Origin of the sequence: Tateyamaria omphalii (genome assembly GCF_019802125.1) — a bacterium.
In the GTDB taxonomy this organism is placed as follows: domain Bacteria; phylum Pseudomonadota; class Alphaproteobacteria; order Rhodobacterales; family Rhodobacteraceae; genus Tateyamaria; species Tateyamaria omphalii_B.
This window is the reverse complement of sequence record NZ_JAHVHT010000002.1, coordinates 510,821-524,035: the sequence shown is the minus strand read 5'-3', so window position 1 is coordinate 524,035 and position 13,215 is coordinate 510,821. Positions and strand designations below refer to the sequence as shown.

General features: G+C 53.6%; 14 protein-coding genes. 9 read left to right on the top strand and 5 right to left on the bottom strand.

Annotated features, from left to right (window positions below):
• Nucleotides 1-13: 13 nt before the first annotated feature.
• Genes fliP through fliF form a run of 4 tightly spaced genes read right to left on the bottom strand, consistent with a single transcriptional unit; the run spans nucleotide 14 to nucleotide 3,248 of the window.
• Complete coding sequence (fliP, locus tag KUV51_RS11570; RefSeq protein ID WP_222521777.1) at nucleotides 14-736, bottom strand: flagellar type III secretion system pore protein FliP; 723 nt, start codon at nucleotides 734-736, stop codon at nucleotides 14-16.
• A 7-nt stretch (nucleotides 737-743) separates the two neighbouring features.
• The gene (locus KUV51_RS11565; protein WP_222521955.1) at nucleotides 744-1,037 is read right to left on the bottom strand and encodes a FliM/FliN family flagellar motor switch protein; all 294 of its coding nucleotides are present in this window, start codon (nucleotides 1,035-1,037) and stop codon (nucleotides 744-746) included.
• Entirely contained in the window at nucleotides 1,030-1,629 is a 600-nt protein-coding gene (locus KUV51_RS11560) for a hypothetical protein (protein ID WP_222521776.1), read from the bottom strand. The genes KUV51_RS11565 and KUV51_RS11560 overlap by 8 nt, the downstream gene beginning before the upstream one ends.
• Entirely contained in the window at nucleotides 1,629-3,248 is a 1,620-nt protein-coding gene (gene fliF / locus KUV51_RS11555; protein WP_222521775.1) for a flagellar basal-body MS-ring/collar protein FliF, read from the bottom strand. Before fliF ends, KUV51_RS11560 begins: the two co-directional genes overlap by 1 nt.
• Nucleotides 3,249-3,370: 122 nt before the next feature.
• Here fliF and fliL point away from each other — a divergent pair, with 122 nt between their 5' ends.
• The 9 genes from fliL (at nucleotide 3,371) to KUV51_RS11510 (ending at nucleotide 12,731) form a co-directional block, all read left to right on the top strand.
• Nucleotides 3,371-3,859 carry a flagellar basal body-associated protein FliL gene (fliL, locus tag KUV51_RS11550; protein WP_222521774.1) on the top strand — a complete coding sequence of 163 codons (489 nt, stop codon included), beginning with the start codon at nucleotides 3,371-3,373 and terminating at the stop codon, nucleotides 3,857-3,859.
• Nucleotides 3,860-3,869: 10 nt separating this feature from the next.
• On the top strand, nucleotides 3,870-4,241 hold the full coding sequence (locus KUV51_RS11545) for a hypothetical protein (protein ID WP_222521773.1): 372 nt from the start codon (nucleotides 3,870-3,872) through the stop codon (nucleotides 4,239-4,241).
• Complete coding sequence (locus KUV51_RS11540) at nucleotides 4,238-4,840, top strand: MotE family protein (RefSeq protein ID WP_222521772.1); 603 nt, start codon at nucleotides 4,238-4,240, stop codon at nucleotides 4,838-4,840. The genes KUV51_RS11545 and KUV51_RS11540 overlap by 4 nt, the downstream gene beginning before the upstream one ends.
• Before the next feature lie 68 nt (nucleotides 4,841-4,908).
• Nucleotides 4,909-5,778 carry a flagellar motor stator protein MotA gene (gene motA, locus KUV51_RS11535; protein WP_222521771.1) on the top strand — a complete coding sequence of 290 codons (870 nt, stop codon included), beginning with the start codon at nucleotides 4,909-4,911 and terminating at the stop codon, nucleotides 5,776-5,778.
• On the top strand, nucleotides 5,778-8,081 hold the full coding sequence (locus KUV51_RS11530) for a hypothetical protein (RefSeq protein WP_222521770.1): 2,304 nt from the start codon (nucleotides 5,778-5,780) through the stop codon (nucleotides 8,079-8,081). The genes motA and KUV51_RS11530 overlap by 1 nt, the downstream gene beginning before the upstream one ends.
• Nucleotides 8,082-8,378: 297 nt before the next feature.
• The gene (gene flhA / locus KUV51_RS11525; protein ID WP_222521769.1) at nucleotides 8,379-10,460 is read left to right on the top strand and encodes a flagellar biosynthesis protein FlhA; all 2,082 of its coding nucleotides are present in this window, start codon (nucleotides 8,379-8,381) and stop codon (nucleotides 10,458-10,460) included.
• On the top strand, nucleotides 10,457-11,227 hold the full coding sequence (locus KUV51_RS11520) for a flagellar biosynthetic protein FliR (protein ID WP_222521768.1): 771 nt from the start codon (nucleotides 10,457-10,459) through the stop codon (nucleotides 11,225-11,227). Before flhA ends, KUV51_RS11520 begins: the two co-directional genes overlap by 4 nt.
• Nucleotides 11,224-12,309, top strand: coding sequence for a flagellar biosynthesis protein FlhB (locus tag KUV51_RS11515; RefSeq protein ID WP_222521767.1), 1,086 nt, complete (start codon nucleotides 11,224-11,226; stop codon nucleotides 12,307-12,309). Before KUV51_RS11520 ends, KUV51_RS11515 begins: the two co-directional genes overlap by 4 nt.
• The gene (locus KUV51_RS11510; protein ID WP_222521766.1) at nucleotides 12,309-12,731 is read left to right on the top strand and encodes a hypothetical protein; all 423 of its coding nucleotides are present in this window, start codon (nucleotides 12,309-12,311) and stop codon (nucleotides 12,729-12,731) included. The genes KUV51_RS11515 and KUV51_RS11510 overlap by 1 nt, the downstream gene beginning before the upstream one ends.
• Here KUV51_RS11510 and KUV51_RS11505 read toward each other — a convergent pair.
• Complete coding sequence (locus KUV51_RS11505) at nucleotides 12,725-13,207, bottom strand: flagellar basal body-associated FliL family protein (protein ID WP_222521765.1); 483 nt, start codon at nucleotides 13,205-13,207, stop codon at nucleotides 12,725-12,727. The genes KUV51_RS11510 and KUV51_RS11505 overlap by 7 nt on opposite strands.
• Nucleotides 13,208-13,215 lie beyond the last annotated feature (8 nt).

The window sequence follows — 13,215 nt, the reverse complement described above, 5'->3', positions numbered from 1 at the left end:
TTCAGCTGGAGGATCAAAAATAACTGCGCACCAAGCTGCCAGCAATGAGGCTCCAACCGTCTGCGATAACGAAAAATGCGAGCTTGAACGGTAGCGAAACAATTGCCGGAGGAACCATCATCATACCCATGCTCATCAGAACAGCTGCCGCGACCAGATCAATAATCAGGAATGGCAGAAAAATGAGGAAACCGACTTGAAACGCCCGCGAAATCTCCGACAGAAGGAAGCTCGGGACCAAAACCGATAGCGGAGCATCTGGACTGAGTGCCACACCTTGCGCGTCCGGCCTAAGATCAGCCATCGCCGTAAATGTATCTGCATCCAGTCGGCTCACCATGAATATGCGGAAAGGTTGCAAAGTGCGGGTAAATGCGGCATCCGGCGCGATCTGCTCATCGACCAGTGGTCGCAAGCCATTTGTCCATGCGTCCACAAACACCGGTTCCATTACGAAATAGGTCAAGAAGAGCGCTAGGCTGACGATCAGCATGTTTGGTGGGGATTGCTGCAAGCCGATCGCCTGACGCAAAATGGATAGCACTGTCACCAGAAACGGGAAGCAAGTCACCATGATGGCCAGCCCCGGGGCAAGGCTGAGCACTGTAATCAAGGCGATAAGCTGCAAGGTTCGCGCACTGAGTGAAGCGTCGTCACCCAGCGATATGGCAATATCTTGAGCAAACGCTGCTGTTGGCGACAGCGCAAGCAAACAAAATAGCGTTGCCCATCTCATCACAGGGTCACAAGCCCGCGCCCAGATCAAGGATTTCGGTCAAGCGGACAACGAGCTGACCCTGGTCGTCACCATCAGCTTCTTCCAGCGTGCCACGTGCGATCAGTTTGTCGCCAACAAACAAGTCAACAGGATCATCCACCCGCTTGTCCAATGTCAGAACAGCATTGGATCCGAGCATAACCAGGTCTCGAATCATTGGTCTGGCCCGGCCAACGGATACCGTGATTTCGATCGGAACAGCGGTGAATGGATTGTGCGTGTCCGATGCCAGTGCCTTTGTGGAAGGAGTCTCAGTCATCATTTACCTCAGCGGATTGAACTTCGAAGAAGGATGCAACTGCATCCGATATTTCGGCGACAGTCCGTTCTAGATCCAGCTCCGCTTCCATCCGCTCGGTGCGCAAGACCACTTGAGACGGGCCGAGCAAATTGTCGGTAACCAACAGAAACGGTTCTGGAATCTCATCCACTAGAACTCGGCGGACTGCGGCTTCGCTGTCGGGTGCAACGGCGATTTCAATGCGCCGGTCCAGACTGGCACGGGCCATTGCCTGAGCTTTTTCACGCACATGCGCGCCAAGGCTGGCCTGCGCGATTTGCGGAAGAATTACATCAGTGATGTTTTTGACAATTGTTTCGACAGACGCGCTCATTGTTGCGCGCAGTTCGTGGTATTCAAACGAAGCGCTTTGCAGGCTGGATGCGAGATCGCTGGACACGAATGACTGCGTTTCGGACTGCGCTGCCACCGCGTCTTCCCAGCCGGCCTGAAATCCCTTCTCAAAAGCTTCAAGCTTTTGATCCTCGACTTCTTCCAATGGCAGAGCTTCCGCATCAGCCGGTTTGGGTTTTTCCTCCCCGAAGTCCTGAAACAAGTGCGCGGCAGACATTACGCACGCTCCTCTTCAAGCCAGCTGCGCAGGATTTCCACGGTTTCTTCCTGCCGTTCCCCGATCATGGATCTCAAACGGTCCACTGGATCCTCCGATAGAACTGCGGGCATGTTTGTTTCCTGAGGCACATCGATGGCGGGCAGATCCGGTAGCATCTGGGGTGCAGACGCCAAGTTGATCTCGGGAAGCTCGCCAGATTCCCCACCAATCTGTGCGGTGTTTTCAAAACCGCTGGTGGCCATACCCGGTGGCAGTGCAGGAACCGGATCAGCATTAACAGGCGGGCGCGTCAGTACTGGTCTTACGACAAACAAACCAAGGATCAGGGTGACAATGGCAAGGATAGCCATCTGGATCGCGGACATCACATCAAGGTGGAAACCATCGAGCAGTGACGTTTCAGCCGTTGTGCCTTGGGGCAAGACCGGTTGGAGCGCCATAGCCTTGATCGTTATCACGTCACCCCGGCTTTCATCATACCCCACTGCCGAGGCCACCAGTTCACGCAAGGCATCCAATTCTTCTGGCGATCGAGTGGCGGTATCGACGCCCTCCTCTTCTGCTGCGACGGCGTCGTTGACCAAGACCGCGACCGTGACCCGGCGAATCGCACCCGCCGATTTGACGATGGCCCGTTCCGTTTCAGACACTTCGTAGTTGATCCGTTCCCGGGTTTCGGAGTTTTGCGAAGACGAATTGTCGCCGCCTGCCCCTTCACCGTCAGGCAGATTGGAGGCGACAGTGACATCTCCGTTGCCTGCCTCATTCGAGGTGCTTGTCCGCTCTTCGGTGTCCGTGCTGATGACAACGCGTTCCTGCGGATCAAAGCGACGCTCACGAATTTCTTCCGTCGCGTTGACTGTATCAACACTGACCTCAACCACAGCATTTCCCGGTCCAACGCGCGCTTCCAGCAGCCGTTCAACCCGTTCTCGAAGTATCTGCGCCTTGTCATTGGAACCGTTGGCGGGCGCGACTTCATCACCGGCACCCAGGACAGCTCCATTGGCATCGATGACCGCAACATCGTCGGATGAAAGACCGGCGACCGCAGACGCCACCAGGAAGCGAATTGCCTTGGCCTGTTGGGCGGAAAGCTCTCCTCCATTTGCGGTTATTGCGACGGATGCCGTCGGCGTGACGCTGCGCTGAAACGGATTTGATCCCGTTGAGGCAATGTGGACGCGCGCCATTGAAACATGCGGGCTGGCCACAATTGTACGTGCCAATTCGCCTTCTTTTGCACGCCAATATGCGGCATCGAACATCTGCGATGTCGTTCCGAACCCGGACAGGTTGTCCAAGAGTTCGTAGCCTTGACTGCTGTTTGCGGGCAAACCTTCACTTGCCAAGGTCAGTCGAAGCTGGTCTCGTTCTTGCGCGTCGACAAAAATTGATCCTCCACGCACCTCGAATGGCACACCCCGCTGCTCAAGCGCACGCACAACATCACCAGCCGCACCGTTTTCGAGCCCTGCATAAAGCAGTGTCATTGTAGGCGCCGTTACGACCCGCGACATCGCCAGAATCGCCAAAAACATCGCCACGGTCGCTGCTACGACCGTTATCTGGCGTTTGATATCCAGTCCCATCCAGACATTCAGTAATTGCTGCACAATTGCCTCCGTCGTACCAGGCGTTCTGCCCGGCGTTGCGGAAGCAATGACTGAACAGCCTTAACAATCGGTTAGTTGATGTATGAGAAATCTGAGTCCGACAAACTTTGAACGGAACTCGGATGACGGACGCAGTTGAAGATACACCTGAAGAGGCAGCCAAAGCATCAAAAGTACCTTTGATACTTGGTGTTGTTGCGCTTCTGCTCGGGGTGGGGGGCGGTTTTTTTGCAACTTTCTCCGGCATCATACTTGCACCCGAATCGGCAACGGAAGTGGCCAGGCAGAGTGAGACGCCGGCGGAGCTGCCCAACGTATCTTTCGTTGCCATTGAGCCGATGGTTATCTCTCTCGCTCCCAGTTCGCAGGGGCGGCACCTGCGCTTCCGCGCGCAGTTGGAAGTGCCATCTCAGCACGCAGCCGATGTTGAATCCATACTGCCGCGGGTTGTTGACGTATTGAACGGGTACCTTCGTGCATTGGAAACAAAAGATATCGAAAGCCCTGCAGCCCTTATGCGGTTGCGGGCGCAGATGCTTCGCCGGGTGCAAATCGTGACCGGGGCAGGGCGGGTCAATGACCTGCTCATTATGGAATTTGTCTTGAGCTGATGGTGGATACATGGACTTGATTGCTGACATCTTGCTGGCTGCCGGTGCACTGGGTGCAGGCTTCTACTGCTTTGTTTTGAGTCGCAGGTTGAAGCGCTTCAACAGTCTTGAAAAAGGGGTTGGCGGAGCAGTTGCAATGCTGTCTAGCCAAGTCGATGACCTGACGAAGACCTTGGAGGCTGCTCAGAAAACAGCAGCCGCATCGGCCGAAACGCTCAATGACACGACCCAGCGAGCAACCGAAATCGCAAGGCGACTGGAGCTGCAGATGGCAGCATTGCATGACGTGCAAGCAATGCAACCCAGCGACCCGGTTCAACAAGCTCCTCAGGAGAAAAGTGAACCGATCTTTACCAGGCGCAGTGCGGGGGTCCGGCAATGAAAAAGCATCGACCAAGCAGGTTTTCCAACCGCGGCTCCGTAGCGCTTCTAATTATTTTGTTGGTTGGATCGGCTGCAGTCCGGATCGGAACCAGTGCAAATTCAGCATTGGCTGAAGTCGACTTGGCAGAAGGCTTTTCACTTCCCTTGAGCACCGTTTCAGCCTCCGCAACTCCGCAAGTAAGCGACGAAGTAAACATTCAATCCCTGCTTGATGCGCTTCGCGCGCGTGAGAAGAATGTAGTCAAACGCGAAGGTGTTTTGGCCGCGAGAAGCAAAGCGTTGGATGTCGCACAAATCGAGATCGAACGTCGTCTAGAGGCACTCGAGGATGCTGAGCAGCGTCTGCGCGCTACGCTTTCCATTGCTCAGACAGCAGCTGAGGATGATTTGACACGGCTGACTGCAGTATATGAAAACATGAAACCCAAGGACGCCGCCGCACTATTTGAGGCAATGGAGCCAGCTTTTGCGGCAGGCTTTATGGGCCGTATGGAACCCACTGTCGCCGCCAAGATCCTGGCCGGTCTTGATCCGCAAGTTGCATACTCGATAAGTGCGATATTGGCTGGGCGAAACGCTCAAGCACCAAAAAACTGAGCCTATGTGAGGTTTTTTTAACAGACATTTGCGATCGTGACAAAGAATCCAAATAGAGGAAGCATCACGTGATCGGCATCATCGGCATTGTAACCATTTTTGTGATGGTGTTCGGCGGTTACCTGGCTGCCGGTGGGAAAATGGGGATTATTCTGAAATCTCTCCCATTTGAAATGACAATGATTCTTGGCGCCGCGGTCGGTGCTTTCTTGATCAGCAATTCCATGGCTGAGGTTAAGCGTACTGTAAAGGACCTTGGAAAAGTCTTTAAGGGCCCGAAATGGGCGCATGAAGACTACAAAGATTTGTTGTGCCTGTTGTTTGAGTTGATACGTCTTGCAAGACAAAACCCAGTCGCGATCGAGGAGCACATAGAAGATCCCGAAACTTCTTCGATCTTTTCACGTTACCCCAAGATCGTTGCAGATGGCGAGGCAACTGCTCTGATTTGCGACACGATGCGATCCGCCTCAATGAACTACGATGACCCTCATCAAGTCGAAGAAGTTCTGGAAAAGCGCATGGAAACAAACATGCATCACGCCCTTCACTCAAGCCATGCTTTGCAAACCGTTGCGGACGGCTTGCCTGCGTTGGGGATCGTTGCTGCCGTTTTGGGCGTTATCAAAACGATGGCTTCGATTGATCAGCCCCCTGAAATCCTTGGAAAGCTGATCGGTGGTGCACTTGTTGGTACTTTCTTGGGTGTTTTTCTCGCGTATGGATTGGTTGGCCCGTTCGCTGCCAAAGTTAAAGCTGTGGTGGAAGAAGATAGCCACTTTTATCAACTCATTCGGGAAGTATTGGTGGCCAATTTGCATAACCACGCAACCAATATCTGTATTGAAGTTGGTCGCCAAAACACCCCATCCCACTGTCGCCCATCGTTTTCAGATTTGGAAGACGCTTTGAAATCAGTAAAGCAAAACGCAGCATAATGCGCACACTCGCCTCTCTAATTCTTTGGATTATCTCCAGCAGCTTCGCAATCTCTGCGGAAATCACAGTGCGATCCGGAGCGCATGAAAATTTCTCGCGACTTGTCCTGGATGTTGCAACAGGTACTCAATGGTCGGTCGAGCAGGATTCGCTGGGCGCCCGAGTTCGCATCGTTGATCACGAAAATGGATTTGAGACTTCAAGCATATTCGAGAAAATTGACCGCACTTTTATTGATGCCGTCTCAGCCTCTTCAGATACGATCGAAATAGTCTTCAACTGTCAATGCAGAGCGGAAGTCTTTTGGGCAGGAAACCGCATGGTCGTTATTGATGTCGGTCGACAAAACCTGAAACCTGAAAACTCGATAGAGGAAGCCTCATTTCCTTCTTCCCTCTTTACCGGATCCACGCCACTCAGATTTGCACCAAGGGCTCCGAAAAAGGAGCCATCGGAAAACACAACAGTTCAAGTATCTCAAATCGTTGCTTCGGACTCACGGACGATATCAGTAGAAATGCCAACCGTGATCGAACCGAGGATTGATCGCCAGGAGAGCAACCCAGCCAAATTACAAAGAGCGCAGGAAAAACTAGCCGAAAGAATTGGCGAAGCAGCGACGACCGGCGTTTTGAATCCAAGTAGAAAACCCTGGCTCATCTATGAGCAGGAACGACGCGCGCAAATCGACACGCGGATATTTGATTCCTCGCGCTCGCAAAGTGAGGCCACTGAATCGATGCGTTCGGCCAGCGTGAATTTGCGCATCACTTCATCCCATGACGTACCAACTGAAACGTCGCGACAAAATCAGGCCTCGACTACGTTCGGCTTTGGATGCGTTGACCCATCCAAAGTAAGGATTCAGGATTGGGCCTCTGAAGCAGATTTTGCACAACAATTAGCCGTTCTACGCAAGAATTTGTACTCGGAGTTTGACAAGCTGAACACGAAAGTCGCGCTGGATCTAGCCCGGTTGTACCTGCACTTTGGCTTCGGTCCAGAAGCTCGACAAGTGCTTAGAATGAACGCCGAGCTGTGGTCAGAAAACCCGGCATTGATTGATATCGCGGATATACTGGAATTGGGTGATAGAAAAGTGGATGGCTATCTCGCCAATTACCTGGATTGCGATTCTGAAGCAGCACTTTGGGCGATATTATCATCAAGTTCGTTACACCCCTCAGACTCTGTGAACAACCTTGCAGCCATTCGAACTTTGAGCAGCCTGCCTATTCATTTGCGGCGACATCTCGCTCCGATACTTAGCAGAAAGCTACTTGACTATGGTGATGAAGACGGTGCTGCTTCAGCGTTGAGAGGCCTCGAACGTACTTCAGAGCCTCTTACGTCTCCGGCAGAGTTGGCCAAAGCGGAGATCGAGCTTGTGCAGGGCAAGGTCGAGACGGCACAGAGCAGATTGGAGGATGTTGTTGCATCCAACGACCAACAATCGGCAGAGGCGCTTGTGCGCTATGTGGATACGCAGTTTGAAGCTGGTGTGGCAATCAGCAACGACGTTGCAACATTGGTAGAGGCCTATGCGATTGAATTCCGAGATGACCCGCTCGGAGACGAATTGCGGCGCACTCACGTGCTTGCCTTGGCCAAGTCCAACCAGTTCGACGAGGCGTTCTCGGCCTTGGATCGCATCAGGTCAACAAAGATGAAGAACACAGCCGACACCCTGCGATCAACTGTTCTGGAAGCCCTTTCCCTGGACGCGGATGACTCAACATTTGTCCGACACGCATTTGCAAACATGCCGAATAGAGCGTCCGAGCTCTCGCTTTCTTCAGTACTCATGCTGGCAGATCGACTGGCTGACCTCGGTTTTTTCTCAGAGGCCGAACAAGTGATGTTTTCCCAACGTGATGTGCCTCAAACTGTTCGCAACAAGTTGTTGAGAGCTAAGATCTCTCTTGGCTTGTCACGCCCGCAAGAAGCGCTAGCCGTTTTGAGGGGGCTGGATGGCAAAGAGGCCGCTCGATTGCGGGCCGCGGCGAGCAGTCAGGCCGGTGATCACACAAATGCCTACGAAGTCTTTTCTCAGCTTGAGGATGAAACGCATAGCCTACAAGCCGCATGGTTGTCGGATGAGTGGAAAACGCTTCTCAGCCGAGATGCGCCGACTTTTGGTCCGACGTTAGAAATAGCATCGTCACAATTAAACACGTCGACTGACCTCGAAGGCATGTTAGGGCGCCTTGAACGTGCGTTGAACGAAAGTGAAGAATCGCGCGATGTGATCAAACAACTGCTTGACGCAAACATGGATGATGTAGCCACTCGTGAAAACTAGTCGGCAGATCTTTGGTTGGTTACCAAATCTAAACATGATCAGCTCTAGTCTGCCGAAATCACAGAAGTGATGAGGACAGCAGGTGACTTCCATAACCAAGCCGTGGCTTAAGATCTGGAATTTCTTACGCTCTATTTCGGCCTTCAGAAGGCCGCGGCGTTCGCCGCAATCACGAATTGATGTGAAAGCAACCGTCGTTCTGCGCATCATTCACCTGTTCAATAGATCGAAGATCCTGGATTACTCGACACCGAACCGGTTGCAAAATTGCGTCTCAGTCCGTTGTGGATTTGACCAATGAGATTGACCACCTCTGCTATTTTCAGCCCGACCGTGCTGCTCGCCATCGCACTTATGGCGATCATCGTCATGATGATCCTGCCAATGCCTGCGTGGGTGCTGGATATCGGATTGGCCGCGTCATTTGCACTCGCTATCCTGATTTTTACAATTACGCTTTTTATTGAGCGCCCACTCGACTTTTCCTCGTTCCCCACAATCCTGCTTGCTTCGTTGATGTTGCGCCTTTCTCTCAACGTTTCATCAACAAAACTGATCATCGGCCAGGGCCACAGCGGCACTCACGCCGCCGGAAATGTTATTGAAGGCTTCGCTCAATTCATTATGGGCGGCAGCGTGTTTTTGGGACTGGTGGTGTTCTGCGTTCTCCTGATCGTGAACTTCATGGTCATCACCAAGGGCGCAACGCGAATGGCCGAAGTCGGCGCGCGGTTCGCGCTGGATGGAATGCCCGGCAAACAGCTTGCTATCGACAGTGACATGTCCGCTGGTGCGATAGATCACAAAGAAGCCAAGGCTCGGCGTGAGCTGGAGCAAGCGGAGACAACCTTCTTTGGGTCACTTGATGGCGCATCAAAGTTTGTGAAAGGCGACGCTGTTGCCGGCTTGCTCATTACACTGTTGAACCTCGTGGCAGGTTTGGTCATGGGTGTAGCAGTTCACGGCATGGCCTTGAGCAGCGCCTTTGAAACCTATGCAATACTTACCGTCGGAGACGGCCTCGTTTCGCAAATCCCGGCAGTTGTCATATCGATTGCTTCGGCGTTGTTGCTTGCGCGCGGTGGCGCAAAAGGTGCGACCGATCTGGCCGTGTTTGGACAACTTGGCCGACATCCTGCCGCTCTTGCGACTGTCGCAGTATTGATGGCGTTGATGGGGCTGGTCCCGGGCTTGCCGCTCATACCTTTTATGGCAGGTGCGTTCGGCCTTGCTGTTGCTGCTTACTTCGTAAGGCAAAGAGCTGAAAATCAGGCGGTCGCAGAGATAGACCTTGACGAAGTCACCGAGGCGGCACCAGACAAATCTCTCGGCGACATTCTTGAGCTTGACGACGTACACGTCGAGTTTGCCCCAGATCTGGTCAACATGGTCCTCGACCCGGGCACCGGCTTGGATGCGCGTATTGCCAACATGCGCACACATGTCGCGACAGTCTTTGGCGTAATCCTTCCCGAGATCCGCCTAACGGACAATCCTGGCCTGCCTAATGGTGGATACGTGCTGCGTATTCAAGGAGTTGAACAGGCTCGCGGTACAATCAGGCCGGATGAAATCCTTGCGCTCGCGCCGGACAGTGTAGAAAGCCTGCCCAATGGGCAGGATACGACCGAACCTGTATACGGCGCCCCAGCTCGGTGGATTGCCACGCAGGATCAGGAAAAAGCTGCACTGTCCGGCGTGACGATGGTGACGCCAACAGAGATTTTGGCCACTCATCTGCTTGAAGTGGTTAAACGCAATTTCAGCAGACTTTTGACCCTGAAATCACTTCGTCGATTGTTGGAGGAAATGAAGTCCGTTTCAGATCCGGTCAGGGCAGAAGCGAACCGCAAGATGCTGGACGCGCTTATCCCGGACAAGGTGCCTGTAGACGTGCTGCACGCTGTCCTTCGCCTATTGCTCGAAGAGCAGGTCTCCATCCGAAATCTACCGCTGATCCTGGAAGCTGTATCCGAAGCACGCGCGATCAATGCACAACCGGAAGCGATTTGCGAGCATGTTCGACAACGCCTCGGGTTTCAGATTATTTCCGGCATACGACGTGATGACGGGACACTTCCTCTGATACAACTCGCTCCAGAGTGGGAAGACACATTCGCAAGCTATCAGGTAGATGCAGATCGGGGTCTGGACATTGCTCTTCCGCCAGACCTTTTCAACCGCTTGGCCGACAACGTATCTGAGAAGCTACAGGATGCAGGCGACCAAGGGATTTTTCCGGCCGTCGTAACCAATACGCGTCGGCGGCGTTTCCTGAAAACCATGATGCGCGCCAAGGGTTTGAACAACCCGGTGCTTTCCTTTGAAGAGATCGGCGTGGATGCGCGCCCGGCCCTTGTCGGAGTTGTCGCTGCATGACTGCCGCAGCAGAGTTGATTGGCGTCCTTCAAATGGAAATCTGGTTGGGGTTTGCCGTATTTCTGCGCGTCGGCGCGACAATTGCGTTGCTTCCGGGGTTCGGAGAACAGTCGGTTCCCGTAAGGATCAAGTTGGTTATTGCAATTGCCTTTACTCTGGTCGTCGCGCCGGCCGCCCCCGGCGTTTTGCCAGACTTTACAATCAATGCCATGGTCGTTTTAGCGATGACGGAAACCATTGCCGGTGTCTTGATCGGGCTTGGCATCCGTCTCTTTGTTTTGGCCTTGCAGACAGCAGGCGCGATCGCAGCGCAATCAACGTCGCTTTCTCAGATTCTTGGCGGAGCAGCCATCGAACCGCTTCCCGCCATGGGATACATCCTGACCGTTGGAGCCATCGCGCTCGCCGTATTGGCCGGGCTGCATGTCAAGGCAGCACAGCTTTTGATCCACTCTTACGTCTTGCTGCCAATGGGATTGTTCGCGTCCGGGAGCGACGTAGCGGATTGGGGGCTTGATCAAATTGCCTATGCATTTGAACTCGCGTTTCTGCTGGCCGCGCCATTTCTCTTGATGTCAGCTCTTTATAATCTGGCACTTGGGGTCATCAACAAAGCAATGCCTCAGCTCATGGTGGCGTTTGTCGGGGCACCGGTGATTACTCTTGGCGGTCTGTTCCTGCTGTTTCTCGCTACCCCGATCATGCTTTCGGTCTGGTTGTCCGCATTGGACCAGTTCATGGCGTCCCCATTCGAGGCTCGGAGATGAGCGCGCAGGACGAAGATACCGACAAGTCATTCGACCCGACGCCACACAAGCTGCAGGAGGCGCGCAAGAAAGGCGAAGTCGCAAAGTCCGTAGATCTGCATACAGCTGCCGCCTATGCTGGGCTTTCTCTTGCCTTTGTCGCGCTGGGTGCGAGCAGTCTCCAGGCGTTCGGCAGTGCGATGCAAGTATTGCTGGATCAAGCAGGAGCATTGTCGAGCGATCTATTTGCGGGCGGTCCTGCCGCAACGATGGGACCTGTTTTGTGGTCCGCATCCATTGCAATTGCGCCAATCTTTCTTGTTCCGTCTTTGGCCGTACTGGCCGCCATACTTGCGCAACGTGCATTTGTTGTTGCGCCAACGAAACTCAAGCCGAAGCTGTCCAAGATTTCCTTGATTCAAAACGCCAAACAGAAGTTTGGACGGAACGGCTTTTTCGAGTTTGCCAAGAGCTTCGTGAAGTTGGTGCTATACTCGACGTGTTTGGCATTTTTTCTTGTCGCGCGATTGCCCGACATGATCAGCGTGATGCATGGCTCGCCGGGCCTGGTGGTTTCGCTATTGGCCGAGTTGGTCGTAGCTTTCCTGTTTGTAGTCGTAATCATATCCGTCATTCTCGGTGGAGTTGACGCGGTATGGCAGCACCATGAACATATCCGAAAGAACCGGATGTCACGCAAAGAGATCATGGATGAAACGAAAAACTCAGAAGGTGACCCGCATTTCAAACAGGAACGCCGGGCTCGTGCCCAAGCCATAGCCACGCAACAAATGATGACGGATGTGCCGTCAGCGGATGTGATTGTGGTCAACCCAACCCACTATGCTGTCGCCCTAAAATGGTCGCGCGCCAGTGGAACTGCACCGGTTTGTGTCGCCAAGGGTGTTGACGAAGTGGCTTTGCGTATCCGTGAAATCGCGCAAGATCACACGATCCCAATCCACAGCGATCCTCCAACCGCTCGCACTCTGTACGCAGTGACAGCGATCGGCGACGAAATCGAACCAGATCAGTACGCAGCTGTTGCAGCAGCCATTCGTTTCGCCGACAGGATGCGCGAACAAGCCAGGGGCCGGATCTAGTGAGCGACCTGTCCAAACTAAAGCAGCTGTCCGATCTGAAGTACCACAAAAGCGAGCAGGCTCTGGCGAAGGTACGAGATAGGGAGACAGCTTTGCGTTCCGAACTCAAGCGGCTTCAGGGTCTCGCTCACGAAACCCATTGCCAGCCCGCGGTTGATGCCGAGCTGCGCGCGATTGGCGGCGACATCATCTGGCTGAAGTGGTTGGCTGCCAATCAGCGGCGTGTGAGCATTGAATTGGCACAGGTGCTGGCACAAAAGGAAGTTCTCTTGGTCAGATTCCGGAAGGACAACGGCAAGAAATCGGTTGCCCAGCGTCTGGTGTCGCAAGAAGCACTCAAGTTTGAGGCGGAAAGGAAGAGAAAACGCTTGGACCAGATCATGGACATGGCCCAAACTCGGCTTGGAGACCGCGATCAATAGTCTTGGCGCGCGATCTCCAGGATCAGGACGTCGGATATCTGATCGCCCATATCTTTCTGCGCAACCTCTCTTAGAGCGCTCCGCAACACCGCAAGATTGTTTGCGTTGGTAAACGCCCCATCAAAGCCACCAACATTCGCATGATCGAACAGAACCTGCAGGAACGAGTCCCGTAGTTTTGGCTCCCGCGAATAGATTGCATCTTTCTGACCTGCGGGGACCTCAAGACTGAGCGACATCACTACAAGCGCTTGAACAGAATCGCCTTTGACAACAGGCACCACGAATTGGTTGTTCATCTTAACATATTCGCGATCCGAAATATCCGTGTTCTCTTCAGCCTGCTTTTCCACCTCAGCTGTATCTTCTGAGCTTTCCGCGACGGTCGGATCTGGCTCAGGACGCATGAAGATGCCCGCGCCGACACCCGCGCCCGCGCCAATCAGCAAAAGGATAAGGGGAAGCAACTTTTTCACGGCATTCG

Excerpts from the sequence above, each read along its gene's own strand:
- KUV51_RS11520 (WP_222521768.1), top strand. The coding sequence starts at position 10,457 with ATGACTGCCGCAGCAGAGTTGATTGGCGTCCTTCAAATGGAAATCTGG.
- flhA (WP_222521769.1), top strand. The coding sequence starts at position 8,379 with ATGAGATTGACCACCTCTGCTATTTTCAGCCCGACCGTGCTGCTCGCC.
- KUV51_RS11515 (WP_222521767.1), top strand. The coding sequence starts at position 11,224 with ATGAGCGCGCAGGACGAAGATACCGACAAGTCATTCGACCCGACGCCA.
- KUV51_RS11530 (WP_222521770.1), top strand. The coding sequence starts at position 5,778 with ATGCGCACACTCGCCTCTCTAATTCTTTGGATTATCTCCAGCAGCTTC.
- KUV51_RS11540 (WP_222521772.1), top strand. The coding sequence starts at position 4,238 with ATGAAAAAGCATCGACCAAGCAGGTTTTCCAACCGCGGCTCCGTAGCG.
- fliP (WP_222521777.1), bottom strand. The coding sequence starts at position 736 with ATGAGATGGGCAACGCTATTTTGTTTGCTTGCGCTGTCGCCAACAGCA.
- KUV51_RS11545 (WP_222521773.1), top strand. The coding sequence starts at position 3,870 with ATGGACTTGATTGCTGACATCTTGCTGGCTGCCGGTGCACTGGGTGCA.
- fliL (WP_222521774.1), top strand. The coding sequence starts at position 3,371 with ATGACGGACGCAGTTGAAGATACACCTGAAGAGGCAGCCAAAGCATCA.
- KUV51_RS11560 (WP_222521776.1), bottom strand. The coding sequence starts at position 1,629 with ATGTCTGCCGCGCACTTGTTTCAGGACTTCGGGGAGGAAAAACCCAAA.
- KUV51_RS11565 (WP_222521955.1), bottom strand. The coding sequence starts at position 1,037 with ATGACTGAGACTCCTTCCACAAAGGCACTGGCATCGGACACGCACAAT.